The sequence below is a fragment of the Clostridiales bacterium genome (genome assembly GCA_015243575.1).
In the GTDB taxonomy this organism is placed as follows: Bacteria; Bacillota; Clostridia; order Peptostreptococcales; family Anaerovoracaceae; genus Anoxybacterium; species Anoxybacterium hadale.
This window is the reverse complement of the sequence record CP042469.1, coordinates 4150700-4175591: the sequence shown is the minus strand read 5'-3', so window position 1 is coordinate 4175591 and position 24892 is coordinate 4150700. Positions and strand designations below refer to the sequence as shown.

Here is a 24892-nt window from a genome sequence, read left to right as displayed (position 1 = left end):
GGCTCTGTTCTCGGCCTCGCGCTGTTAAACCTCCAAAAAATAAGTGTCCGGCCGTTCCGGGTCAAATGCTTCATTTGCCCACATGACTACAACCAGATCGGACTGGCCTGTGTTTTCAATGTTATGGGTATAGCCGGCAGGAATATCCATCACTTCAAGTACCTCACCGCCTACTTGATATTCAATGACGTGGGCAGAGCCAACTTCCCGAAATCTGACGATCCCCTTGCCGCTCACAGCCAGGAACTTCTCACATTTTGTATGATGCCAATGGTTGCCCTTTACGATTCCGGGCTTGATACAATTCACAGAAATTTGCCCCATTGCCCCTTCACGGATAAACTCTGTAAAGGAACCTCTGGCATCGGTATTCATTTTCAGCTGGTATCCAAATTGGTCCTGCGGCAGGTAACTCGTATAGGTTGCATACATTTTTTTAATAAAGTCCTGTGACATATCCGGTATGCCGAGGGTGTTTCTGCTGTCCCGAAAAGAGGTCAGCAGCTCAGCAGCATCTCCCAGTTTCACAAAGTGAACGATGGGCACTTCACAGAAAAAACCAGTTCCGTTTTTCCTGCCGTTCATCGCCCGTATTAATTCCTCCACCAGATCATCGATATACACAAGCTTCATGATCAGATCAGGGTCTTCTACGCTGAATGGCATATCCCTTACAAGATTATGACAAAACGTTGCAATTACACTATTATAATTTGGTTTGCACCACTTTCCAAAGACATTTGGAAAACGGTAGATCAGTACCTCAGCGCCAGTCTCTCTTCCATAGCTGATCATCAAATCCTCCGCTGCCTTCTTACTTCTGCCATAAGGATTTCCCAAAGATGCCTGTATTGAAGAAGCAAGCATCACCGGGCAAGTATTATTATGTTTTTTCAACGTTTCTGTCAAACGCGCGGATAACCCAAGATTGATTTCCATAAAATCACTTTGGGTCCCTGTACGGTTTACTCCAGCAAGATGAAACACAAACTCCGCCTTACTGCAGTATTCGTCCAGCAGCTCTGGTGCTGTATCCTTATCAAATCTCAAAACATCATGCTCTTTGGTGTTTTCCAGTGCAGCTGTGAGATTTCTTCCGATAAACCCCCTCGCACCAGTAATGAGCACCTTCATTTATGATCCCACCCTTCCAGTTCCCGCTGAATATAGTCCAGCGACAAAAGTCTCTGTTTAATCTGCTCCACGCTGAGCCTCTCAGTATTATCTGAGGTGTATTCCTCAGCTTTCGCAAGCAGTTCACTCCCAACCGTAAAATACTTATCGTAATTTAAATCCCTTGTATCCGCTGGTACCCTGTAATAGCTTCCAAGGTCGAAGGCCGAACTATGTTCTTCTCTGGTGAGCAGCGTTTCGCATTTCTTCTCCCCGTGTCGTGTTCCAATAATCCTGATTTCATTGTCTGCGCAAAACAGTTCTTTCAACGCCTGTGCAAGATCTCCAATCGTGGATGCCGGTGACTTTTGGACCATGATATCTCCTGCTTTACCATTCCGGAACGCAAATACCACCAATTCTACCGCCTCATCAAGACTCATCAGAAACCTCGTCATATTCGGATTTGTTACCGTCATCGGACTCCCTGATTTAATCTGTTCGAGAAACAGCGGTATGACCGATCCTCTGGACGCCATGACATTTCCATATCTTGTGCCGCAGATCAGAGTCTTTTCAGAAGAGACAGTCTTTGCTTTCGCCACAAATACCCGTTCCATCATAGCCTTTGAGATCCCCATTGCGTTGATGGGATACGCCGCCTTATCTGTAGAAAGGCAGATTACTTTCTTGACACCGCATTCAATGGCTGCAGTGAGAACATTATCCGTTCCAAGTATATTCGTCTTAACCGCTTCCATTGGAAAGAATTCGCAGGACGGCACCTGCTTTAATGCTGCTGCCTGAAAGATGTAATCTACACCATACATGGCGTTTTTTAAGGATTGCATGTCTCTTACGTCCCCGATGAAAAACTTTACCTTTTCATTTTTATATTGTCTCCGCATGTCATCCTGCTTCTTTTCATCCCTGGAGAAGATACGGATTTCACCAATTTCACTATTTAAAAAGCGGTTTAGTACTGCATTGCCAAAGGAGCCGGTTCCTCCTGTAATGAGAAGTGTCTTACCCTGAAACATGCTTTTCTCTCCTCTCTGCCAGTTCTTGCAGCATTTGATAGTACTTACTCGTAGCGCCCTCTCTGGTCAGATACTTCTCTGCGTAAGCTCTGCCGTTGGCACCGTGCTCTCTCAAACAATGCCTGTTTGCACATAGGTGCATGATGGCCGCTGCCATATCTTCCGCGCTTCCGGGGCATACCACAACGCCTGCACCTGTGGAGGCAATGAGTTTATGGAGCTGGGTATGCTCCTCCGCTGTACATAAAACCGGTTGTGCTGCTGCCATCATAGCCCAGGTCTTGGAGGGCATGGCATTTTTGAGAAACTGCGGCCTTAGGGCTACAATTCCTAAATCACCCAAACTGTAAACGAAGGCGGAAGCTTCCTCTGGCTGCAACGGAAACATCCGTACGTTTCCTTGCTTCTCCTCTGTGATTTTTTTCTTTATTTCATCCTCACAAACACCATTTCCGACAATTAGGAATTGTACCTCCGGAGCTTTTTCTTCCAGCAGCTTTGCACTTTTAATCACTGTATCGAGATCCTGCGCATAGCCCAGATTCCCGCAATATGTAACATAAAATCCCGCTCGGTCAAGCCCAAATTGATCAAACAATGGGTTATCCTCTCTTGTTATCAATCTGACTTCATCTGTATCAATCCAGTTTTCAATCACAAAGACCTTATCTGCCGAAACCTGCTTCTCGATCAGATTCTGCCTCATATCTTCTGAAATGGTTACAACTCGTGTGTTCGTCCGATAAATATATGCTTCCATTCGGCGCAAGATTCTGAAGAGAATACTCTCCGAAGTTATTTTTCCCTGATCAGCTAGATTATCGGGAAAGATGTCCTGCAGGCAGTATAGCGTTGGCGCCTTTTTTTCCAGCAAGCCTCCAAAAACGCCCATCAGTGGCGGTGTACTGTAAAGGAAAAACGCGTCTGTGGGAATTCTCCGTGCAACCCGATAGAATGCTGCGGTCTTAAAGAGATAGCGAATCCCTCTCATTAAGAAGACTTTCCCTTCTTCTCTTCTTTGCCCGACTCTCAGGATTCGGATTCGTTCCGTGAGCTGTTCATCCGCCAGGTGCATGAAGCGCTCTCTGAGCGCCCGGCTCGTTCCCCGAAAGGGGTATCCGGTTATGACAGTGACTTCCGCTCCTTTGTTTGCTAAATCTCTGGCAAGATCATCAAGGAGATGTACGGCAGCCGTAATCTCGGGCTTAAAATAAGGTACAATCATTGTGATTCTCATATTCATTTCTCCGGTATTATTATGCTCATGCCGCTGCGGTATCAGTGAGCCATCCGTTTGCGCGCATGCCGCTTACGGGGCTCTTTTACATCAATAAATTTTCTGCTCTGCTCTTCGCTAATTCCCTTGGCTTGATCCCAGTTAAGCACAACCTTTGCGGTTTCCAGAATAATTTTAATATCCAGTAGAATTGAGTAGTTAATGAGGTACATCAGATCGAATTTCAATTTATTTTCAACGGTTGTTGAGTATTTACCCTTCACTTGAGCAAGTCCCGTTATGCCCGGTTTAACAGAGAACCGATAATGATATTCTGGATAGCGCTTCTGAAATTCTTCCACAAAGACCGGCCGCTCTGGTCTCGGCCCCACCACGGACATGCTTCCCGTCAAAACATTGAAAAATTGCGGCAGCTCATCAATCCTGGATGCCCGGAGAAAACAACCAATCTTCGTTATTCTAAAGTCGTTTTCTTTCGCCAAAACAGCCCCGGTGTCCCTCTCAGCATCCACCACCATACTTCTGAATTTAATCACCTTGAAAACCTGCCCGTTCAATCCGGTCCTTACCTGACGGAAAAAAACTGGCCCATTATGTTCCTGTTTTATTGCAATTGCTGCAAAAAAGAACAGCGGCATAGTAAGAACAATTCCGGAAAGCGCAAGGCTAATATCCATAAATCTTTTCACAAATCTTTGAACATCTGAAAGCTGATAGCTCTCCATAAGAAATACAGGGATGTCACCAATATACGCGAATCTTGACTTTCTAACCGCAATCTCGTATGCCTCCGGTATGATATAAACTCTTTTGTTTTTCAGGGTACAGCAGGGGACCACCATATTTCTGATTTCACTGGTGAGGGTTCCAGCAAGATAAATATTGTCTGCCTTGCTTAAAAGTTTTTTTATTTTTTCACTGTTATATGTGATTACCGTCACTCTTCCACGGTGAATTCGCCTCAGTGTATTTACCAGATCAAATTCGGATAGATCATCTACGATGATCAAGTTCATGCTTTCATAGCCAAATCTCTGTCGCAACAATCCAATGAGCGCTTTAAAAATTAACACAAGTCCCACCTCAAATGCCTGCACCCCAAGAAAAAAAAGAAAAGATGGCCTTGCAATGCTGTAAAAATACAAGATTACAATCACCGCAATATTCAGAAGAAAACCTGTGGCGGCAATTTTTTTCACCGCTTCCGCGTAGGATAATTCTAAAATATTCCTGATCATTGTTCATCCCTCACACTCTGGCTTCAGTCTCCATAGAAATTGGTTCTTTCCTAGTCCGCGGTTCACAGGAAAAGGCATCCCATGCGTTTACTGTCCATGGCCAACTTCCATTCATAACATCCGCATGCAGCTTCCTTGCTAAAATCCTGCGAAACAAATCAAAACGTGGCGGGCGTTCCTTCATGTTATGGCAGTCTGACCCCACAAAATCAACCCATCCCCCTTTCAGCATACTCAAGGCCAATGACCTGCTTTGCCGATCAATGACAGAATCAATATTAAGCTGAATCATGCATCCTAAGTCCACCAGCTCCTGTAAAATGCTCTCTCGCTTCTGCCTTACGTGCCCGTAACGTTCTGCATGGGCAATGACAGGAGTGAGGTTATATTTAGATCGTATTCGCCGAAGCTGTTTGAATAGATCGCTGCTCCATGGCTCCGTATACGGAAGCTCCAATAGCAGAAATTCAGTACTCTCTATGGCCAGCTCTGAAATAGAATCATAGCAGAATAGAGATTCACAGAGGTAGGTTTCGCTGCCGAGAATCAAGTTTAGTTTACAATCCCCAAGGCTGTTGTAAGACCACATTCTTCTTTCCAGGAAAGCAGGAAGGCTCTCTTTGAAGGGATAGTAGTGAGGAGTAAGCACAGCAGTGGTAATCCCTTGATCCATGAGCGCATGTATTAATGCGGCAGCCTCATCTCCGCTGCCCGCACCATCATCCATATGCGGCAGAATATGTGTATGAAGGTCCAACATCATCGTTTCCTCACCGAAAAATAAGCCGATCAGATGTGTGCACGGAATGAATCGGCGTTTCCTACTAAATATCCATTGTATTTTTTGTAGCTTTTTTTCAAATATTTATCCTGCTCCGAGATACGGATGCCATTTAGTATAACTCCCAAAATCTTTGTGTTTGCAAAGTTCAAACTGTTTAGTGCATTGAAAACTTCAGGATGGGACGTTCTCATCTGCCTGACAACCAGAATCACCCCATCTGCCAAAGACAAAAGCGTAAGGGCATCTGACACAAGATTAATTGGCGGGGTATCGATCAAAATATATTCATATTCCTGAGAAAGCTTTATCATAAGCTCTGCCATTCTCTCGCTCCCCAGAAGCTCGGCAGGATTAGGAGGAAGGGTTCCGGCGCATAGGATGCTCAAATTCTCATAGTCAGTGCTTTGGATCACCTCAAAGGGGTCTTCTTTTATGCCCGCAAGTAAATCGGACAATCCAGGCTCTCCTGTTCTGGCGAAACACCGATGAATCAGGGGTTTTCTCAGATCACAGTCTATCAGCAGTACCTTAGCTCCCGTCTGTGCCAGCGTAATACCAAGATTACAGCAACTCGTTGTTTTGCCCTCATCAGGTGCAGAGCTGGTTATGATTACACGACCTGATTTTTGATTTTGCAGCGTAAAGAGGAGGTTTGTTCTTATGGTCTTATATGCTTCTCTGACCATGAAATTAGTCGTTTCATCCAGTATAGCGATCGCTTTTAACTCCTTTTTTGCTCTTTTTCGAATCCACATTGCTTTGATTCTCCTCAATTTACTTTTTCTCTACCAAGGGGACTTTCCCTAGGATGGGCACTGTGTAGTGTTTTCTAAAATCGTCCTCTCCTTTGATCCTTTTATCCAGCATTTCCAGCAGAAGCACCAGCATCCCTCCCAGCAGGAGGCCCGACATAAAACCAATTGCAGTATTGAGAAAAACGTTGGGTGCACTGGGCTCACCCGGCATCACCGGAGAATCAACCACTTTCACTGCGTCTGCATTTTTAATCTCTATGATTTTCTTCGGTGCTAGTCTTGCTATAGTTCTGGCCAGAAGGTAGGAGTCCTCCGGTTTGTGCGCTGTGACATGAATTTCAAAAATTTCTGTTCCATTGACAGAATTCATGGAAATCATTTTTCTCAGCTCTTGAGTTGAGTATCCTAATCTGCTTTCACTGGATACTTTGTCCAGAAAATTATTTGTCCCCAGAATCACAATATAGGTTCCAATCACTTCCTGCGCATAGTTTAAATCATTCATTTTTGCATAGGGATCCGTTCGCTCTTTATCTGCAGCAACATACAGCGAAACCGAAGCAGTATATACTTTCTTTAATAAAAATTCTGAAGCTGTAAATGCACCCGTCGTAAAGAGAATTGTGAGTAAAACAATGACCCATTTACGCTTTAATAGAATTGCAAACAGCTCATTTATCGTATATTCCATCATATTTCTCCTAGGTTCTCATATTTTATCAAGTTGCCCTTGTGATATGCAGTGAAGCTTACTCCCCCTTCAAAATCAGCTTCCTAAGTATGGCTTACCTCAGAATTTCGGTCATTTGTTCCTAATGGATAAGCCATATCTATATTTACGCTGATCCAATGAAAAAAGGATCATTTTCATGGGCCTTTTTATGACATATTATGATGATACATACCCTAATGTTACATACATCGCCCCTAGTCAACGGCAATAAAAAACCCGCACTCCGACGGAATGCAGGTTTTAATTGAATTTTATTCTACTCTTTACCGTAAAATATTGGCGTACGATTGATTTCTTCCATATTTCTTTGCCAGATAAAGATTTTTGTCGGCTTTTCCGATCAATTCATCCACGGTACTGCTAGGTGAAGAAGCGCTATGAATCCCAAGGCTGATCGTGAAGTTGATTACTTGATCTTCATATATCACATCGGCTTCTTCACAGGCACTTCTAATTTTTTCTCCGACAATATCTGCGGCTGTTTCATCCGCATGATCCAATACGATGAGAAATTCGTCGCCTCCATATCTCGCGATCCAGCTTTCCTCGTTTTTCAAACATTGCCTTGCGAGAGTGACAAACTCCTTCAGCACCAAATCACCGGCGAGATGTCCATAGGTATCATTCACCTTTTTGAACAGGTCGATATCCACCAGGATCACTGACAAGGGTTGATAATTTTTCATATCGATCGGAAGCCTTGTTTTGATATAGCGCCGATCGAAGGCTCCTGTCAAGCTGTCCTTAAAGATATCCTTGTTCATTTCTTTTATCATGTTTACGATTCGAGATTGCACTTCTGTTGAAGCATGGGGTCCCGAACTTCTTACTTCTATGTTGTAGGAATCCTCATCTGTGGTAAAATCAGCACAAAAAATACAGCGGTTCTTTTCACGGTTCTCAAAGACAGCGGAAATGGTAATGCAAAGGTTGCCCGTTGCCAGGGATACATAGGGTTCTGTCGTATAGCTCTTTTGTTTTGAGCTGACAAGGGGATAATAGTATTTTTCCATTGAATGGTCTGTTCCCTTTTGAGCAGAATAAAAAAATCTATTTTCCCGTTTATCGCTTCCCCCTTTGTCACAGATGGTGCTGCTAAGCTGAATCCCCGTTCGATCAAGAATATAGACGCACTCCATCTCATCGTGTTCCGCTGCGAGCTCTTCAAGGGCTCTGTCAAAATCACCGCTGGAAAGCCCCGTCAGCCGATCGATCGCTTGCTGGACCACCTGAATCAGTTTTTTATGCTCATTTCGCTTCTGTTTGTATTGGAGGCTCATATATTCTTTAAACTTTTTGCTGAGCAAATCGATCCTGTCGTTCTCATACAGCTTATCAAGTTCCTGCATCACACCGGGCATAGATAAGTAAAAGCCTTGGATCATGTGGCCTCCAAGGCGCAGCACTTGAATGGCCTCCTCTTCGGTTTCCACGCCTTCTGCAATAATAAGGGCTCCGATCTTATTGGCAAGGATTACGAAAGATTTGAAGATTCCTTGTTTATAGAAATCGTTCTGGATATTGTTTACAAGAGAATAATCAATTTTAATAATATCCGGTTTCACAAGCAAAATCCGATCCATATTGGAAAATCCGGTTCCCACATCATCAAGCGCCACCAAAAATCCATGCTTTTTATAGACGTCCACAAATTCTTTCAAGGTATGATCATTCATCACATGCTTTTCGCTGACTTCTATTACAATATGGGATGGTGGAATGTTATATTTTTCTACCTGATCTAGCAAATATCCCGATCCGATGGAGTCCTCAAGCACGGCGGCGTTCAAATTCAGAAAGAGCATCTTCTCCGGATTTCGGGGGTAGACTCTGCCGAAGTCTTTCAGAATTTCCTCTCTGCATGCACGATCCAGCTCCAGAGAAACCTTCTTTTCCTCGGCTGTATGAAATAGCCTTTTGGGTGCAATCATCCTGTCGGTATACGGATTGACTCCTCGAATCAAGCCTTCGATTCCGATTACCATCTTTCTGCTGACCGAAACAATCTGTTGGTAATGGGCGATCAATTGTCTGTTATCGATCATATCTTGTATGTTTCGAATCTCATGAACATTTTTCCTTCCGCCACTGTCTCTCATCATAGACCTCCGATCTCATTCTGCAGCTGAGCGCTCTGCTCAGGGAAACAAAAGCTCCGGCCAAACAAAAAACCTTGAAAAAGCTGAATCAAACAGCTCTTTCAAGGCTCCTTTGCCTATATGAATCTATTCTAATATACCGGATGGAATTGGTCAATCGGTTCTCTTTCAGAATTTTCAAATTTTTACTTACTTAGTAATTCAACCAATTTTTATCTTTCACTGTGATCGTGATGGCTCTGCCCAGCGACTATGGTCTTCCCTGCCGAAGGTAACCGGTGCGTTTCACCTTCTCAATGGTTCGGGTGATGTATTTTGTCAGCTTTTCCTCAAAGACCTCTTCAGAAATCTCCTTATTCTCGATCATAAAGAGACCCTTTTCCCAGCTTGCGGTGAGAATTGGGTTCAAAAGTTCTTTGGCGGTATGGCGCACCAGCTCTACAACGGCCTCGCCTTTTGGCTCGGGCGTTACAATCTGGGTTTTACTGTTGATTTTGATGTGACCGATGTCCGTAAGCTTTTTTATAATCCCTGCTCTGGTGGCAGATGTGCCGATTCCGCAGGTTTTGATCTGTTCCCGCAGTTCTTCATTTTCGATATATTTTCCGGCTTTCTCCATAGTGAGAATCAGCGAGCCGTCGGTAAAACGGGACGGCGGCTTGGTTTCCTTTTCTTCCAGATCGTAACTGGTGACATCGCATTTTTCTTTTTTCACCAGCTGCTGGATTGGAGATTCGGACAACTCCTCATCTTTCTTCGCTGCTGATACGTCATAGATTTCCTTCCAGCCCAGCTCATTGAGGGTTCTGGAATTGGTGACGAAGAGTTCTGAGCCCACCGTGGTCTCCACACGAACGGTATTGTATTCGGCAGGAGGATAGAAGATTGCGAGAAAACGCTTTACAATCAGGGTGTAAATGTTTCTCGTCTCCTCATCCAGACCAGATAGCGCTGTGGTCACGTAGGTGGGAATGATGGCATAATGGTCTGTGACCTTGCTGTCATCCACAAAGCGCTTGGTCTTCTTGTCTACCGCCAGCTTACCAAACTCCTTGATTCGTATGACGGGTTCCTTGAAGTCCTCGTTTTTATACAGGCCGTTGAGTATTTTAGGAAGCTCGGGAATTACCTCGGTAGAAAGCACCCTGCTGTCGGTTCTGGGATAGGAAATCAGCTTCTTCTCGTAAAGGGTCTGGGCAATTTCCAGAGTGCGGTTTACTGATATCTTGAATTTTTTATTGGCTTCGGACTGCAATTCCGCCAGATTGAACAGCAATGGTGGCTGTTCCTTCTTCACCTTGACCTCAACCTTTTTTACGACAGCTTCCTGCCCTTCCAGGCTTCTGATGACTTCCTCTGCTTCCTCTTTGCTGATGTATTTCTCTTCACTCTCGGTATCTTCCGCTGCTTTTCCACCAGCTTTGCCCGCTTGCTTTCCAGCTGCCTTCCCATCCGCAGCCTTCATGCTCGTGCCTGCTCCATCCTGGGCGGCTGAATCTCCAGAATTCTTTCCTTCCTTTTTATCTTCCTTCTGATCATCTTTTTTCGGCTGCCACTTCCCTTTATACGCAATTCCGCTATCCTTTGAAAGGAAGTTGGCATTGATCACATAATAGGGCTTTGGCACAAAGTTTCTGATTTCAAGCTCCCGATCAACGATGAGTCCAAGGACACAGGTCATGACTCTGCCGATGGGAATCACTGTGGATTTGCCCTCCTGCAGCGTCTCAGCCAGTTGTCTTCCGTACCTGCAGGTGTAAATTCTGCTGAAATTCATACCAAAGAGCCAATCCTCTTTCGCCCGGCAATAAGCCGACTTTGAAAGCGAATCGTATTCGCTGAGATCCTTGGCTTCATCAATGCCTTTCTTCACCGCTTCCTCGGTCTGGGCCGAGATCCAGACCCGTTTCGCAGCCTTTTCCGAACCGCTCATCTGATACACCAGACGAAAGATGTATTCTCCTTCCCGCCCGCTGTCGGTGCAGGAATAGATCATGTCCACGTCTTTTCTCGTCATCAGATTCTTAACGGTTTCAAACTGCTTTGCCGTCCCCTTGCTGTCGATTACAGTATATTTGTATTCCTTGGGGATGATGGGCAGATGCTCCACCCGCCACAGCTTGTACTCCGGATCATAGGCATCCGGGTATGCTAAGGTGACAAGGTGTCCAAAACACCATGTTATAATGGAATGTTCCGTCTCAGCATAACCTCTTGCCCTGTCGGAAGGAGAAATCCTAACACCCAGAACATTGGCAAAGCTTGCCGCAACGGATGGTTTTTCTGTTATGTATAATTGCTTGCTCAATGGTTACCTCTTATATGCTTTATTCACTGGTTCCGCCTGCGCAGCGCAGGAAAATGAGACCGGACGGTCTCATTGCTTCGGATCTTTGTTTCAAATGCGTATAAGTATGGTATCACATTCCGGTGCATTTGTGAAAGCCATTTTCAATTTCTGCCTTCGATATTCAGCCTTACCATATTCTGTTTTATTCCGCCTTACAGTGCATTGCCGCTGTCCGTAGGCTTCATTCTCATGTATCGCAATGTATTTTCCAAAATATCCTTAACCCCGGGAGCCGCGGTCAGACTTCCTGCTTTCACGCCTTTTGGATTGTCTACAATCAGCAGAATGGAAATTCTGGAATCTTCAATGGGGGCCATTCCTATAAAGGATGAGTAGGTATCCTCGCTATACCCTCCATTGAAGGCCTTATTGGCAGTTCCTGTTTTCCCACCAATCCGATATCCGCTGATTTTAGCTTTGATCCCGCCGCCTTCATCCACAACGGATTCCATAATAGATGTCATCTCCTCCGTTGTCTTCTTAGACAATATTTGCCGCTCAATGCGAATATCATTTTTCCATACCACATTGCCGCCGTCCATCATTTCCTTTACAAGTCTCGGCTTCATGATTTTCCCTTCATTCCCAATAGCAGAAATGGCGGTGATCAGTTGTATCGGTGTTACTGCTATGCCCTGTCCATAGGACATGGTTGCCAGCCCCACCGGCCCTGCAGACTCTTGTTTTTGCAGTATCGCCAGACCCTCTCCCGGGAAGTCGATTCCGGTTCTCTGTGTCAAGCCAAAGAGTTCCAGATAGTCATAATACTTCTCTATCCCAATTCTTCGGGCCAGTTCAACAAAAACAGGGTTGCAGGAATTTTCAACCGCTTCCACCAGAGTTTCTCTTCCATGGGGGTTGCGCCACTGCAAACATTTTAAAACTGTACCAGCAACGTTTACCTTCCCGGTATCGTAGAAGATATCTTCCGGAGAGGTTACTCCTTCCTGCAGTGCGATTGCCGTTGTCAAAAGTTTAAAGGTTGAGCCGGGTTCGTAAGTGTCACTCACCATGGGATTTCGCCACATGGAGTTCCAGTAATCAAGTTTTTTGCTGTCCGAAAGGGTTTCCAGATAGGCAGCCTCCGCTCCATCCAAAGGAACGCGCGGGTTGCCGGGGTCGAAGTCCGGGTTCATTGCCATCGCAAGGATGTCCCCTGTTTCTGGGTCCATAACAATGCACATCACTCTGTCTGCCGCCGTATCTTCACGGACACGGTCCAAAGCATTTTCAACATACATCTGGATCACCGCATCAATGGTTAATACAATATCCCATCCGTCTTTTGCCTGAAAGAATTTCTCTCTTCCGCTAATCAGATTCCCTCCGTCTCGGTCAGCACTGTAAATGAAGCGCCCGTTCATCCCGCTCAAATACTGATCGTATTCAAGTTCAATTCCCATCAGCCCCCTGTTTTCGTCGGTGGTACTGCCCAAGACGTGTGCGGCAAATGCACCCATGGGATAGTAGCGTTTGACTTCCTCTGTAATCTCAACGCCGTAAAGCCCTCTATCCCTGATTTGATCCACCTTCTCTTTCTCCACATATTTGGCGATTTTAACGAGGTTTCTTTTTGTGTTCATGGAAGCACGAACTGAATCTTGATCCAGCGAAAGGATACTCGCTAACGCAGCTGCGGTTTCTGTCAGCTGATCTTCCTTTGTCTTTTTTGATCTGGGATTGGTCAGTGCTGCAGGCCGAACCCAAACGCTGTGAGTAACTGCACTGACCGCAAGTTCCTTACCATTTCTGTCGTAGATAGAACCCCTTTTGGCAGGTACGAATTGGTCGCGGGTCTGCTGTTCCTTTGCGATTTTTTCATATTTCTCCCCGGATACAATCTGCACCCATCCAATGCGAAACGCAAGGGAAATGAGCACAACATTTATAATCATAAAGAGGAAAATTAATCTTCTTTTCACCTCATTCATACAGCAAGTCGTTTGAGATCTTCATTGCAATTTCTTTTGCAGCAGCGCTCGACGCCTCTGCATTTTTATCCTCCAGATAAACTGCAAAATAGTACCGTTTTGACTCCCCTTCGCAAAATCCAACAAACCATGCATTTCCATTCACGCCTGAGCCAGTTTTTCCGTAAATACGCACCCCGTTGCTGTCTTGAACAAGCATGAGATTCTGAAGCAACGCTACATACTCCGGTGAGAATTCCGTATTTCCCTCGAAGATCTTTTCTACGATACCAACCTGCTCTATGGGCGAAATCTTCAAGGACGAATCAAGCCAGAAACCGTTCAGATCAGGCAGTGGATTCGTATTGCTCCCCTGCCATTTGCTGATATCCCTGTTGCCGTAATGAAGATTTTCCAGTTCCCTTTGAAAAGATTCCTTACCAACCTTATCTATTACCTGCCGAAAATACCAGATACATGATTTCTGAAATGCATCCTTCAGGGTTAGATCTGCATTCCACACTTCAACCGGATAGATTCCTCCATTGTAGTTCATCCTGGAGTCCTCTGATTCGAGAACACCATATTTCAGACCCATCAGTGTTGAGATCATCTTAAACGTTGAGCATGGAGATTTTTGCTGCTCACAGAGTTCTTTCTGATACAGGCTGTATTGTTCACTTAGATTGTCATAAAAAACAGCACAGCCATTTATGCCGTTAAAGTAGCTGCCGTAGTCTACTTCTATGTAGCTTACCTGAGATAACTCAGGAAAGCTGTCCGGAGACTGCTGCTCAATCACAGCTCCTGATTCATCGGAGTGTGCCCCAAGAGTGTCCTGGCGGATGCAGCCAGCAAAACCAAACGAGAGAAACGCGATTAAGAAAAGGCAAATGATTTTTTTCATGTTCAATACGCTCCTTTTATTCTTACATATGTAATATCTAATATCTTACAGTTGTAAGATATTAATGTCAATCCTATTTTTTCATTGACTTGCATTTCATCGAGTACTATAATTCACTTATATTACACTCGTAAGAATTGGCGTACACAAAGGAGGCTAAGATGAATAAGCTACCGCAAATATCAGAAGCTGAGTATGAAGTAATGAAAATCATCTGGGATCAGGCTCCAATCAATACCAACGAAATCGTTGAGCTTTTGAGCAAAACGAAAGCCTGGAGCCCCAAGACAATGCAAACCATGATGATTCGTCTAGAAAAGAAGGGAGCCGTCTGCCATGAGAAGCAGGGCCGCCTTTACTTCTATTCTCCCATGGTACGCAAAGAAGATTATGTCGACATGGAAAGCCGCAGTTTTCTGAACAGGTTCTATAATGGAACGCTGAAATCAATGGTTTCCAGTTTTATAGAGAATGATAAATTGTCTGATGAAGACATTCACGAGTTAAAAGAGCTTCTATCGAAAAAGAAATGAGGTATCAATAGTGTCGCTCTCTTTCATAGTAGGATTTTTATGGAATAACGCGATGATTTCCATCATCTTCCTGATTATTATGCTCCTAAAAACAGTGCTGAAAAACAGCACAACAGCAGGATTTCAATATTATATCTGGGTTCCTTTCCTTTCCATGTTGTTTCTGCCGTTCTTGCCTTTCACAAAAGTGCCCTTTTGCGGTTTCCCCGCATTTCAAAACATCACTGCAAAAGCCGGCGCGAAAGCCGACTTTGCGCATGCTGCCACCGGAACAGCGCCCGGCGATTGGCTGCAGGATTTTACAATCACGATCCAGCAGCACACAGTTCCGGATCTGCAGCTGCTGTTTACGGTGCTATGGGCGTGCGGAATTGTTTTCATGTCCGTCATGTTCCTGGTTGCTAGCCACAGGCTGCGCCAGTTAAAACAGGATTCGGTACTTTGCCTTGACAATGAGATTGCAGCAATTTTTTCTGACTGTAAAACTGAATTAAAAATCAGTCGCTGTATCGCACTTTACCAATCAGCGCAAGCCCCCACCCCCATGAGTTTTGGTATCGTCCATCCCTGTATTATTCTTCCTGCGACAATCAGACAGAACATGAGCGATTCGGAAATTCGATACATATTGCTTCATGAATTACAGCACTACAAAAGCAGAGATATTTACTTCAACTATGGGAGCTGCCTGTCTGCGACTATTTATTGGTTTAATCCCTTTGTTTGGTTTGCAGTAAAGCAAATACGGATTGACCGGGAGGTTGCCTGCGACACCTTGGTTCTTAGAATTCTTGGTGAAAACGCTTATATTGATTATGGAAATACCATCATCCATTATGCGGAGCAGTATCTTCGTAGAGCTGCGTTCAGCTTGATTCTTGAATTCAGCGGCGGCAACCGCCAAATCCATCGCCGCATTTCGGAGATCGTACAGTTCAAAATGGAAAATAGCAGGACAGGATTTCGCAGCAGCCTTGCGATTCTTCTGATATTTGCCATCATACTCTTCATCGCTCCAATGACCCCATTAAATGTTCTCGCCTCCGGCTACTATGATTTTGCTTCTGCAAGCCAGAATACGGAATACGAAGATCTCAGCGCATACTTTCCAAATATGGACGGGAGCTTCGTGCTGTATAATCTTGCAGCGGATTCCTATGAGGTTCATAACCTCAAGCAGAGTTCCAAAAGGGTTTCCCCTGATTCAACCATTAAAATATACAGTGCACTGTTTGCTTTAGAATACGGCATTATCTCCCCGGAAAACACGGGACTTTCCTGGGATCATACCAATTACCCTTATAAGGAATGGAACGGTGATCAGACGCTTGATTCTGCCATGAGATATTCTGTCAACTGGTATTTTCAAGAGCTGAACAAACGGATGGGAATGGAAAAACTCCAGAATCGTTTCGATCTGATTGACTATGGGAATCGGGATTTGTCAGGCGGCCTTGACGATTTTTGGGCAGAGTCTTCCTTGAAGATCTCTCCCATCGAGCAAGTGGAACAAATGACCCGTTTTTATCAGAATGATTTGAAATTCGATCCCAGAAATGTCGGCATTGTGAAAGATGCCATGCTTCTGTCCAGCTCCAATAACGGCCTGCTTTTCGGAAAAACAGGCACGGGTGATGTCAAAGGCCTGAATAAAAACGGCTGGTTTATTGGGTTTGTGGAAACAGAAGGCAATACCTATTTCTTTGCCACAAATATCCAAAATGGAGAAAACTGCAGCGGCAGCACAGCAGCAAAGATCACACTATCGATCCTTAATGACAAAAAAATATACAGGAATGATTCTTCGCAAAAATAATCATTCCTGTATATTCAAGGGAATCGCTGATCGAATGGAAGGTACACACCTTGAATGAGGCAGCGTTCCTTTAGGGCGTGCGTTCATTTATTGCACTTTCTTTTCAAACTCTGCAACCATATCCAGATATTTTTTCTGAACTTCCTTCGCTTCTGCATCTTGCTCAAACAGGGCACACTCTCTTTCAAGATTGTCCTGAATCTCCTGCGGCAGATTCTTCTGTGCAAACTGGTAGACGACATTATCTTCTTTCTCGATATGTCTATGGAGCAGGTTGACATAGGAAATGGCGTTGGCAATCACATCCAGCCTTGCTTCATCGTCGCCTTCCATCACTTTATGCACCGCTGCTTCCAGTTCCTGAATATGCAGCCTTCCCAGATCGTGCTCCACCAGCATCCCATGCTTCACCAGCTTTTCTGCTGCAGGGCCCAGCTCTTCCACCATTCTGTGAAACAGAAGTTTTTCTTCTTTTCCATGATGATGCTGATCAGCATAATTGCGGACGAAATCAATCAGACCAAAGAAATCGTTATAGTCTACCGGTTCACTTTTCAGTACTTTATAGCAGTACTTTCTGATTACTGCCAGCATCCGTTTAATGTGTCTGTGCTCATCCACCATTAGTTCAATATAATTCATACCGTTCTCTCCTCCCATAAATCGGCTATTTTCTGGTGATGGAATATTCCCCTTCATTTCTTTTTTCAAATTGGAGCGCGGGGTTCAGTGTCCCGATAAAGGAGGCAATCCAAGCTTCTCTGAGAGCAAAGAAGGTTCCAATGTCTCCTCCGACCTGATTCCAATACGGCTCATGAAGTTCTGCTGCCATCTGCCAAATCAATTCGTCTTCCGTATTTTGAATTACCTGACTTCCCCTGTCACAGGGCATTCCTTCGAGGATAAAGTCATTGAGTGCATTGTACACGCCTTCCGGTGTTCCCACTCCCGCTGAAAAACGCACCTCTTCCGCGCCTTCTGCAGGAGTTTTATACGCAAGGGCTGCTGCCTCTCCCTGATTTTCAAAGATCTTTAGAAGCGCATCCTTATGGCTTGGATTTTCTCTTAAAACCGCAGTCACCAGTGATGCCTGTCTCAGCTCAACGCTGCGAATCCGTTCCTGAAGCCACCCGTGGATATTGGAGGTATCGATGATCTCCTCAAGAGGACGGTTCCCCGTAGGCTGCCCGTATTCCCGCTGAAATTCCTGTGCCCATGTATCAGCAGCCAGACCCTGAGATGCTGCCCACTTTAATAGATCCGTTTCTGCTTTTTCAGCCCATACAATTTTATTGTAGAGCCAGTAATGAATCTTTCCTAAAAACAAACTCATTGATTCTCACCCTTTCGTTACCTGCGCTTTATTGAAATGCGCAGACTCCTGTTCAACCTGCCGTTTGGAATAACCTAAATTGCCTGATTCAATCTTTCAACCAGCTTGTTGATGTCAATTCCGTGAATGGTTGCGGCTTCTTCCAGCGTTTCTGACTGGGCAGACGGACAACCGACGCAGCCCATTCCAAAGTCCATTAAAATTCTGATGGTCTGCTGATACGTTCTAACCACTTCTCCGATGGTCATTTCTTTTGTGATAGCCATACTATGATCCTCCATTTACACGCGGGGGTTACAATCCCGCTTCCTTTCCATGCGGGGGTTACAATCCCGCGCATTCCAGCAATAAGTTTCTGCTTAATTTATACTGTCTTCTGTTTCGTTCAAACCAATTCCTAGCCGGTGAAACAGAATATTGTTTTCAAGGTGAATGTGTTGGAACAAATCTGCTTCCAGTTCCTCCAATGCTGCAAAGGTTCTTCTGTAATCGTCCTCCTTTATTCTTCCTCCGCTGAAATGAAATCATTTCAGTTTTCCTCCCGATGCTGTTCATCGGCTATGTTTTCATCATAAGCGTTGTGAAGAATAAAAACTGTGACGAGAATCATATTTTCCGAAAAAATTGCAAAACATTTATTCAAGTTCTTTGCGAAGTGCATCCTCATCAAGTAGAATGATTTTTTTATTGCCTATCATTTCAATGGTCCCCGCATCCTGAAGAAGTGTCAGCCTTCTGCTCACGGTCTCTCTTGCGGCACCGATATAGCTCGCAATTCCCTCCCTGCTGAATGGAAGGGTAACAAGAATCCCTTTGGGATGTTTCACCCCGTATTTTTCGGAAAATTCCAGCAGCACGCTGCCGATTCGCGCTTCCATGGTCTTTGATCCCATGTTTTGAACCGTCGTTTCCAGCCGCTCTAATCTGGCGCAAAGCTCCTGGATAATCTTCAAGCTGATTTCAGGGTACCTGCGAACCAATTCCTGAAAGTCTTTCCGCTCAATCATACAAAGATTGGTTTGCTCCAGCGCCTCCGCACTGTAAGCCGCTCTCTTTCCCCCTAAAAGATTGTTTTCTCCAAAAAAGTCTCCTTCAGAAAAAAGATATAGAATCTGCTCTTTCCCTTCCTGCGTATAACGGAATGCCTTTACCTTTCCCCGATTGATGATAGTAAGGCAGTCCGGTTCAGACCCTTCAAGCTGAATGATTTCACCTTTTAAATACTGTCGCCTTTTGATCAGATCAGTCACATAGGAAAGCTCTTCTTCATTTAAACCCGAAAAAATCGGAACTCGATTTGTACATTGCTTGTGGCTGCATTTTCCGCAGCCGCAGGAATCCTGTTTCATATTGCTTCGCTCCACTCCAGGCTTTCTGGCCCCGGCAGCTTGTATGGATTGGATTCATCCCTGCCGTGAATATTACACCTTAAGTCGGCAATAGGCCTGTGTTGCCACAAGCCTATTCCTCCAAAAGTCTATTGATCAAGTTCGATTGATTGCTCTTTCATTAGAACATGGTAGCTTATCGTTATTATGCCCCCATGAACATTTTTATATCTTCGTCCACAGTACCGATTCCGCCGATTCCAAAGGTTTCTACAAGAACCTTGGCAACATTCGGTGAAAGGAATGCGGGCAGTGTTGGTCCGAGGTGGATATTCTTCACGCCAAGATAGAGGAGCGCAAGTAGAACGATAACCGCTTTCTGCTCATACCATGCGATGTTGTACGCAATGGGAAGCTCGTTGATGTCGTTTAGCTCAAAGACTTCCTTCAGTTTCAGCGCGATCAGTGCCAGTGAGTAGGAGTCGTTGCACTGTCCTGCATCCAGAACTCTCGGAATTCCTCCGATATCTCCCAGATCAAGCTTGTTATAACGATATTTTGCACAACCAGCGGTAAGAATTACCGTATCCTTTGGCAGTTTTTCTGCAAACTGCTCATAGTACTCTCTGGATTTCATTCTTCCGTCACAGCCAGCCATGACAAAGAACTTTTTGATGGCGCCGGACTTCACAGCATCTACAACCTTATCTGCCAGTGCAAATACCTGCTCGTGTGCAAATCCGCCTACGATGGTTCCATTTTCGATTTCAGTCGGTGCGCTGAGGGTCTTAGCCAGCGCGATGATTTCTGAGAAATCTTTCTTTCCGTTCTCGTCAGCTTCGATGTGTACGCAGCCTGGGAATCCGGAAGCACCTGTTGTAAAGATTCTGGATCTTACTTCCTCGCTTCTTGGCGGTACGATACAGTTGGTTGTAAACAGAATGGGTCCGTTAAAGGACTGGAACTCTTCCGTCTGCTTCCACCATGCATTTCCGTAGTTGCCGACAAAGTTGTCATACTTCTTGAATGCAGGATAATAGTGAGCAGGAAGCATTTCGCTATGGGTGTATACATCCACCCCTGTGCCCTTTGTCTGCTCCAGGAGCTGTTCAAGGTCTGTCAAATCATGTCCGGAGATCAGGATCGCGGGGTTGTTCTTTACGCCGATATTAACCTGTGTGATCTCGGGGTTTCCGTATTTTGTGGTGTTTGCGCTGTCCAGCAATGCCATTCCAGCAACGCCAAATTCGCCTGTCTTTAAAGTAAGTGCAACAAGATCATCAGCAGACAGTGTATCGTCCAGTGTTGCAGCCAGCGCTTTATATGTGAAGTCATAAATATCTACATTTTCTTTTCCAAGGTTCAGTGCGTGATGGGTATAAGCAGCAAGACCTTTCACTCCGTATATAATCAGTTCACGCAGGGATCTTACGTCTTCGTTCTCCGTTGCCAGCACGCCTACAGATGCTGCCTTTAACAGCATACCAGCTCTTCCAGACACTTCAAATACTGCCGCATCGTGCAGTCCTGCTACGCCTGCAGCGGAAGTTCTCAGTTCATTTCTCAAAGCGATGGCACGGTTCACTTCCGTTTCAATGGCAGCTTCGTCGAAGTTTGCATTGGTAATGGTCATGAAAAGACTTTTCAGAACTTCGTGATTTACGCTGCTCAGATCTTTTGCAGAAAGACCCGCCTTAACAACGATGTCAGAAATTCCCTTCAGTGTGTAAATCAAAAGATCCTGCAGCTTTGCTACATCTTCGTTTTTACCGCAGACACCCTTCACCTGGCAGCCTTTTCCCCCAGCCGCTTCCTGACATTGATAACAAAACATACTCATACTTTTTATCCTCCTATTATTGATGCTTCATCCGCGATCATTGCGAATCAAGCTTGGTTACTCACTTGATACTGTAATCATAACGGATGGGACAAAAAGAATGCGTTGCATTTGCAACGCATTCTAATTTTTTATTTTATTTATTGTAATTTTCCTATTTTCTTTATCTCTGATTCATGGAATAAATCATTTACTCTATGAAAGCCATCATTCGTGTACTATGCTTCCAATGATGCGGCTGATAGCAACCAGCGTCTGCCTAACCTCCTGCAAGTTCGGATGCAGTTCCTGTTGCTACAGGAACACCTGCTGCATTCATGGCTCTTAGAACCAGAACCATGGCATCCTCCCGTGTAATGGATGCTTCAGGATAAAGCTGCTTGCCGAAGGATTACTCAGTTGCATCATCAGCCTCTTCCGCTGCGGCTTTTGCCTCATCTCTTGCTGCTTCCATTGCGGTCTTCACCGCATCCCATACGGCGTCGGCCTGCTCCTGGGTGATGGTGCCGTCAGTTATCAGCTCACTCAGCAGGTTTCTATGCATCCCGCCGGAGCCATTTCCTCCTAAGACTGGCTTTGCATCTGCTATGGCATCGGCTTGCTCCTGTGTAATCACTTCCTCACTGACGAGGGTATCAAGAATTTCATCGCAGGTTTCACCTGAAGTTCTGGCTTCTTTCAGTGCTTCCATAACAGCATCTGCTTCTTCCTGGGTCAGGATATCGTCGGATACCAATTCACTCAAGGGACTGTTCTGCAATCCTGCGTGAAATCCGGTTCTTTCAGAACCAGTTCCCTCCTGATGCATGCCTTTCATCCGCCCGCCTTCAGGCCGGGTTCCCTCCCCACGTGTGCCTGCTGTGCCATCTGTAGTTTTCTTCCCATCTGGCTTTTCTACTGTTTCACCTGCCGCGGCTGCCCTTTCTGGTCTGGCCGGTCTGTCCGCTGTTTCATCGGTTTTATCTGCTGCGGAAGACATCGCTTTGGAAATCGCGTCGGCCTGTTCCTGAGTAATGGTTCCATCGTAAGTTAACGATTCAAGCGCAGCCGGGTATATCGTGCTCCATGCTTCAAAATTACCTCTTTGCGCTTTAAACCGCTCTGCACCTTCACCTGCCCCGCTGTTTGCCGCGAAAGCGGTGCCCGCTCCCGTCAAAGTCAGCGCTCCCGCCACGGCAATGATAAAGACTCTTTTTAATCCATGCTTTTGTTTCATCATTTTGTTACTCCTTTTGAATTTTTTGAAATTTCCTATGTTCTGATTTTAATCTGCCAAACCATAAAAAATCTCCGTAAAATTGAGGCAAAAGTGAGGCAAAATAGAATGGGAAATGGATTTCAAAGGCCATTCATGGTAAAATTCATCGGGAGGTGATGGCTGATCCATGAGAAAAACTTTGATTTATATCGCAGATGACGAAATCAATATCTGTAACATCATCAAGTCGTTTTTGGTAAAGGAAGGGTATGAAGTCGAGACCTTCTATGATGGGCAGTCAGTCCTTGATGCTTTTGAACGACGGGAAGCAGATATGATTATCATCGATATCATGATGCCCCTGGTTGACGGGTACTCCGTATGTACTGCAATACGAAACAAAAGCAGTGTACCGATTATTATTGTTTCAGCGAAGGATACAGAGCCGGATAAAATTGCAGGTCTGACGCTGGGAAGCGATGACTACCTGACAAAGCCTTTCAGCCCTATGGAGCTGGTGGCCAGAGTGAAAAGCATTTTCCGGCGAATCGAGCTGGACAGAAGCCACGGAAAACCCAGCAATACCATTCAGGTCGCGGATGTTGTTCTTGATCCGGATACAAAACAAGCCTGGTTTAAAAATATGGAACTTCCGCTTACATCTATGGAGTTTTCACTCCTCCTCTACCTAATAAGCAACAAAGACAGACCGGTCAGTCGAGGAGAACTTCTGGACAAAATTTGGGGATTCGAAAACGAGGTGGAAACCAGAGCCACCGACGATGTGGTGAAGCGGCTGCGAAAAAAGCTGGCGGATTTTGGTTCTCAGCTCAAAATCGAAACGGTTTGGGGCTTCGGGTTTAAGCTCGCGAACAAAGGTTAAATATGTGTTTAAGTTCTAAACAAGGATTTAAGCCTTGAATCAGGAATTTGCTTAAGAACCTGTCTTTGGTTCTTATCATAATGAACAAGGATGGTTCGATGAAAAGAAATACGATCAAATGGAGAATCTTTAAATATAACTTGATCATGATTGTGACGCTGATCCTGCTGGTTACTGTCACCTTCAATATCGTGGTGCGGCTGTACCTGGAGCGGGACATTATCTCGCAGCTGGATCAAATAACCTCTCGTACCGTAAATACGGCGCTTCATCAGCGACCTGCTCAGTTCCCCGAAGTAAGGAAATCTAATAACACCTCTCCCGGGGACGGCGGCATGATAAAAAATCCCTCTCCGGGGAGCGGCAGCATGGGTAAAAACAGCCCATCACCAGCGAAAATCGGCGGTAACGGAAGCCGAGAAATCGCCATCCCCGGAGAAGAGGGAACCGGTGCTAAAAGTGAAACCAATTCCAATACCGATTCCGATAATGACAAGGTGTTCCGGTATTATTTCATGCTGAATCGTTCGCTGAATGAACCGCTTTCTATCATCAATGCAGATTACATTCTGCTTGACAGAGATGAAAACTTGATAGCGCCGCCAGAAAATGAAACCTCTGTTCTAAGCGAACAAATTGTGAAGGAAATAAAAAACTCATCACCTGATTTCAGTAATCAAGAGTATCTGAAGATGACTATCTCAGGTGCTAATTATATTGGAGTCGTCAGATCACTGTCACAGGAAAACCGCTCCGACCTCGGGTGGATCATTATCTATACCAGCCTGCAAAAGGTCAATCAGCTGCAGTTCTATATCAACGGAATCCTTTTTGTCATACTCTTCTTTCTATCGATCATTGCAATGCTGCTGTCTTCCAGTCTTTCCGGGAAGCTTTCCAAGCCCTTTCATTTATTGAATCAACATCTGAACGCAATTTCTGAAAGAAATTTCGGGATGAAAATTCAAATCCCAGTGTACGATGAACTCCAAGAAACGGTGAACAACATCAATATCATGTCTGAAAAACTGGGCGCATATGATAAAGCGCAGAAGAGCTTCCTTCAGAATGTCTCTCACGAGTTTCGAACACCGCTGATGTCAATTCAAAGCTATGCGGAAGGCATCAAGTATAATGTCGTGGAGAAAGAATCGGCAGTGGATGTAATTCTGAACGAAACGAAAAGAATGACTTCTCTTCTGGAAGAATTGCTTTACCTGTCGAGACTGGAAGCAATTGAGGAAAATTATCATTTTGAAACCATAAAAATCAACAGTGTTATCAGCTGTATTGCAGACAGAATGAGCGGGATCGCACTTCAGAAGAATGTCGCAATTTCTGTCAGTGAACCGGATGAAGAAATTGTTTTGAAAGGGGACGAGGAAAAGCTGTCACGAGCAATTACTAATATTGTGAGCAACTGCATTCGTTATGCTGAGTCGAAAGTAAGCATTGCGTTTTCTGCGGAAAACGGGCACCAACTTTTGATACAGATCTCTGACGATGGCCCGGGCTGTGAAACAGATGATCTTCCTTACATTTTCGAACGGTTCTACAAGGGAAGACAAGGTAATTTCGGTCTAGGCCTTGCCATCAGCAAACAGGTAATCGAACGGCACAGCGGCACAATAACTGCTCACAATCTTCCCTCTAAGGGTGCCATTTTCGTCATTAAGATGTAAGTATAAATGGAGCAGCAAGCCGTTTAACAATAAAAAAGGAAACCTTTGCTCCATGCAGAGATTTCCTTTTCCGCTTATTTGCGATCCTACTTCCAAGGATCGGTTGCAAGAAT

Annotated in this window: 21 protein-coding genes; 4 read left to right on the top strand and 17 right to left on the bottom strand. The window is 44.9% G+C overall.

Translation table 11 applies throughout. The features are described from left to right. Positions 1 to 24: 24 nt before the first annotated feature. The 11 genes from FRZ06_18305 to FRZ06_18255 form a co-directional block, all read right to left on the bottom strand. Positions 25 to 1134 carry a capsular polysaccharide biosynthesis protein CapF gene (locus FRZ06_18305; GenBank protein ID QOX65161.1) on the bottom strand — a complete coding sequence of 370 codons (1110 nt, stop codon included), beginning with the start codon at positions 1132 to 1134 and terminating at the stop codon, positions 25 to 27. Continuing rightward, entirely contained in the window at positions 1131 to 2153 is a 1023-nt protein-coding gene (locus FRZ06_18300; protein QOX65160.1) for an NAD-dependent epimerase/dehydratase family protein, read from the bottom strand. Before FRZ06_18300 ends, FRZ06_18305 begins: the two co-directional genes overlap by 4 nt. Next, complete coding sequence (locus FRZ06_18295; GenBank protein ID QOX65159.1) at positions 2140 to 3396, bottom strand: glycosyltransferase family 4 protein; 1257 nt, start codon at positions 3394 to 3396, stop codon at positions 2140 to 2142. Before FRZ06_18295 ends, FRZ06_18300 begins: the two co-directional genes overlap by 14 nt. A gap of 35 nt (positions 3397 to 3431) precedes the next feature. After that, complete coding sequence (locus tag FRZ06_18290) at positions 3432 to 4628, bottom strand: sugar transferase (protein ID QOX65158.1); 1197 nt, start codon at positions 4626 to 4628, stop codon at positions 3432 to 3434. A 10-nt stretch (positions 4629 to 4638) separates the two neighbouring features. Continuing rightward, complete coding sequence (locus FRZ06_18285) at positions 4639 to 5391, bottom strand: hypothetical protein (GenBank protein QOX65157.1); 753 nt, start codon at positions 5389 to 5391, stop codon at positions 4639 to 4641. 26 nt (positions 5392 to 5417) lie between these two features. Next, entirely contained in the window at positions 5418 to 6167 is a 750-nt protein-coding gene (locus FRZ06_18280; protein QOX65156.1) for a CpsD/CapB family tyrosine-protein kinase, read from the bottom strand. 19 nt (positions 6168 to 6186) lie between these two features. Then, complete coding sequence (locus tag FRZ06_18275; protein ID QOX65155.1) at positions 6187 to 6861, bottom strand: hypothetical protein; 675 nt, start codon at positions 6859 to 6861, stop codon at positions 6187 to 6189. Positions 6862 to 7163: 302 nt separating this feature from the next. Further along, positions 7164 to 9002 (bottom strand): EAL domain-containing protein, encoded by a 1839-nt coding sequence (locus FRZ06_18270; GenBank protein ID QOX65154.1) that lies wholly within the window; start codon positions 9000 to 9002, stop codon positions 7164 to 7166. Positions 9003 to 9249: 247 nt separating this feature from the next. Further along, entirely contained in the window at positions 9250 to 11307 is a 2058-nt protein-coding gene (locus FRZ06_18265; protein ID QOX65153.1) for a DNA topoisomerase 3, read from the bottom strand. A 194-nt stretch (positions 11308 to 11501) separates the two neighbouring features. After that, a complete protein-coding gene (locus FRZ06_18260; GenBank protein ID QOX65152.1) occupies positions 11502 to 13280 on the bottom strand; it encodes a stage V sporulation protein D in 1779 nt (592 codons plus the stop codon). After that, entirely contained in the window at positions 13273 to 14166 is an 894-nt protein-coding gene (locus FRZ06_18255; protein QOX65151.1) for a class D beta-lactamase, read from the bottom strand. Before FRZ06_18255 ends, FRZ06_18260 begins: the two co-directional genes overlap by 8 nt. A gap of 161 nt (positions 14167 to 14327) precedes the next feature. Between FRZ06_18255 and FRZ06_18250 the strand changes: the two genes are divergently transcribed. After that, the gene (locus FRZ06_18250; protein ID QOX65150.1) at positions 14328 to 14699 is read left to right on the top strand and encodes a BlaI/MecI/CopY family transcriptional regulator; all 372 of its coding nucleotides are present in this window, start codon (positions 14328 to 14330) and stop codon (positions 14697 to 14699) included. A 52-nt stretch (positions 14700 to 14751) separates the two neighbouring features. Further along, complete coding sequence (blaR1, locus tag FRZ06_18245; protein ID QOX65149.1) at positions 14752 to 16515, top strand: BlaR1 family beta-lactam sensor/signal transducer; 1764 nt, start codon at positions 14752 to 14754, stop codon at positions 16513 to 16515. A gap of 87 nt (positions 16516 to 16602) precedes the next feature. On the opposite strand, the gene FRZ06_18240 is transcribed toward blaR1, so the two are convergent. The 6 genes from FRZ06_18240 to FRZ06_18215 form a co-directional block, all read right to left on the bottom strand. Further along, the gene (locus tag FRZ06_18240) at positions 16603 to 17157 is read right to left on the bottom strand and encodes a hemerythrin domain-containing protein (GenBank protein ID QOX65148.1); all 555 of its coding nucleotides are present in this window, start codon (positions 17155 to 17157) and stop codon (positions 16603 to 16605) included. 25 nt (positions 17158 to 17182) lie between these two features. Next, positions 17183 to 17848, bottom strand: coding sequence for a hypothetical protein (locus FRZ06_18235; protein QOX65147.1), 666 nt, complete (start codon positions 17846 to 17848; stop codon positions 17183 to 17185). 74 nt (positions 17849 to 17922) lie between these two features. After that, entirely contained in the window at positions 17923 to 18114 is a 192-nt protein-coding gene (locus FRZ06_18230; GenBank protein ID QOX65146.1) for a DUF1858 domain-containing protein, read from the bottom strand. Between the two features lie 369 nt (positions 18115 to 18483). After that, entirely contained in the window at positions 18484 to 19197 is a 714-nt protein-coding gene (locus FRZ06_18225) for a Crp/Fnr family transcriptional regulator (protein ID QOX65145.1), read from the bottom strand. A gap of 184 nt (positions 19198 to 19381) precedes the next feature. Continuing rightward, on the bottom strand, positions 19382 to 21016 hold the full coding sequence (gene hcp / locus FRZ06_18220) for a hydroxylamine reductase (protein QOX65144.1): 1635 nt from the start codon (positions 21014 to 21016) through the stop codon (positions 19382 to 19384). A 391-nt stretch (positions 21017 to 21407) separates the two neighbouring features. Next, complete coding sequence (locus tag FRZ06_18215) at positions 21408 to 22235, bottom strand: hypothetical protein (protein QOX65143.1); 828 nt, start codon at positions 22233 to 22235, stop codon at positions 21408 to 21410. Between the two features lie 166 nt (positions 22236 to 22401). On the opposite strand from FRZ06_18215, the gene FRZ06_18210 reads away from it, so the two are divergent. Next, on the top strand, positions 22402 to 23097 hold the full coding sequence (locus FRZ06_18210) for a response regulator transcription factor (GenBank protein ID QOX65142.1): 696 nt from the start codon (positions 22402 to 22404) through the stop codon (positions 23095 to 23097). Between the two features lie 98 nt (positions 23098 to 23195). Next, a complete protein-coding gene (locus tag FRZ06_18205) occupies positions 23196 to 24779 on the top strand; it encodes a HAMP domain-containing histidine kinase (GenBank protein ID QOX65141.1) in 1584 nt (527 codons plus the stop codon). Positions 24780 to 24892: the final 113 nt, after the last annotated feature.